We start from the raw sequence: 2,160 nt of genomic DNA, 5'->3' as shown, positions 1-2,160 counted from the left end.
AAAAGCTTTGAACCACGAAGCACACGAAGAGCACAAAGGAAAAGAAAAAGCTCTTTGTTTGGGGTTCAAATCACAGCTATTTTAAAGGCCTGCGCAGGGCAAGGCTTTCAATCTTTAGTCAGAACGATTGGTGATTGACAGGTGCTTGATATCAGTTGAGTAGCTGGCCAAATGGAATCGTATATTTCTGGCTAAGTGAGCAGTTACTATGCAAGGCCAACTCAGGGAGCATAGCCTTAACTATGTGACAAAGTTGCAACACTGCATGAATGCAGGAGCCAGAGCAACGCAGGCGCAGTTGCCGAGAGTGACTGACAACTTGGTCAAAATATGATTTCATTTGGTTAGCTACTTAACCTTTCATGTTTCAAAAAAGCCAAATTTGAACTTTTCTTAATTAATTTGAACTTTTCTTAATTAAATAGGTCTGATGATTATCGGTGTTTCCTGCACCAATTTTTTTATTTCTGCAATTACTGAGGTAGATGATGGACCTGAATGCTCCTTATCTTAAAACTGTCGCTCAATCCACTTGCCAGCAAGCAATGGTTGATAGTGATCCTGCAATTGAAAAGCTGGCAAACAACTTTATTTACGACGCCAGTTCAATCAGTCATTGCAACCGACAGGACATTGATCAATGCAAAAAATCATTATTTGCCAGAGTGATCAAGCAATTAAACCAGTGCGTCCCTCACCCTTTTATACTCCCGATGGAACTGGTCGTACAAACAAATCCAACGAATCCTGACCGTTGGGATTGGGAGCAGTGGCAAAAACAAGCCAACCAGCACGTACAATCTAATTTTGGCTATGATGCCATTGAAACCATAGGAAACAACATTGGATTGAATGACGCAGAAAAATTCCTGAGAGATTTTTTTCCAAGCGTTGATCCAAGTGGTGATACAGATATATTTTTAGATTATTTATTAGCTACTAAAAAAGAACCTTTTAAGGCTGTGTCTGAAAATATGCAAGCTCGGTGTAAACTTCCGAAACTCCTTATTAAAGAAGCCATCTCGAGGGGACTAGTGACGGAAGAAGTTATTAACGAGATATATAATCAACCTTATAAGAATAAAGCAGGTTCATCCACCGTTGGAGCATCAAATAGCCAGGCTTCATGCAGCCAACTTGAGGTCAACTTGGCCAGTGATCTGGTTCAAGAATTCTTGACAACGGCCAAGCTCAGTGAGGGTGATACCCATGCTCATAGAAGTAAACTTATGCATCAGTTTACATCTATTCTAAATGAAACTTACCGGTGTAACGTTAGTGTCATGGGTATTAATCCCGGGGAATTCGGGAACAATCCGAACGAGGTAAACTGGTCAGATTGGTCACAATGGCAAAACGCACTCTATAAAATGAAAGGCGGATGTTTGGAGCCAAAGAAAGATATAATTATTGACAAAGTTATGGAAATATTAATGTGCAACCTTACCCCAAACATGCTGTACACTGCGTTTAAGTCAAGCCCGGATATTCTTGATTTAAAACTTAACTTTAATGAAAGATTAATAGACAGCAAAGATTTGCTAAGTGAAGCTTTCCTTAGATGTCTGCTCGACGGAAAACCAGTCACTAACATCATCACAGGTTTGATTAAGTTGGGCTGTTTAACCAAAGAAACCATTGATACGATTCTTTCACTGGCTCGTCGCAAGTAAAGCAATCGATTGATTCAATACCCTATTAAGAAGCTGCAAGAGTAGCTTCATACAAGACCTTGGAAAAGCAGACTCATCTTGGACAGCCACAAGAAGGCTTCTACACCAGGGCTGAACAAGAAACCTCTTGGGTTGCCTTTGTTGCCAAGATGGCTGAACAGCCCGGTTTTTCTGAATGTTAGCGTAATTCAGGATTTTCTCATTGATTGCTGCTCTGGCCAGGAGGCTGTCCGGGAATAGAGTACCCTTTCAGTGGCCGTGAACACAGTACAGCCACTGGTTCGTTGTCCGGTGGCCCAAGCTGACCGTTTAGTCGGTTTTTTTGTCAGAAATAAGAAGTAAACAGGTTCAATCAGAGATTTGTCCCATCAATTCTAATGGCCAACTCTGAAGATTCTCAATCAACCCTTAAAAGTTCTGAATCCACTCTTGTCGGTAAGGAGTCGTCTAAAAATAACTTTCCCATTTTAAACTCAGTATTCCTGAT

At 40.8% G+C, this 2,160-nt stretch carries 1 protein-coding gene; it reads left to right on the top strand.

Features of this window, described 5'->3' with window-relative positions:
* The first annotated feature begins 485 nt into the window (after positions 1 to 485).
* On the top strand, positions 486 to 1,673 hold the full coding sequence (locus tag KDK14_RS07845; RefSeq protein ID WP_257264531.1) for a hypothetical protein: 1,188 nt from the start codon (positions 486 to 488) through the stop codon (positions 1,671 to 1,673).
* Positions 1,674 to 2,160 lie beyond the last annotated feature (487 nt).

The organism is Endozoicomonas sp. ONNA2, assembly GCF_024606365.1.
In the GTDB taxonomy this organism is placed as follows: Bacteria; Pseudomonadota; Gammaproteobacteria; order Pseudomonadales; family Endozoicomonadaceae; genus Endozoicomonas.
The sequence above is the reverse complement of the archived record's forward strand: the minus strand, read 5'-3'. Positions and strand labels throughout refer to the sequence as shown.

What these genes read in the sequence shown, in the direction of transcription:
- KDK14_RS07845 (WP_257264531.1), top strand. Translation starts at nt 486, where the DNA reads ATGATGGACCTGAATGCTCCTTATCTTAAAACTGTCGCTCAATCCACT.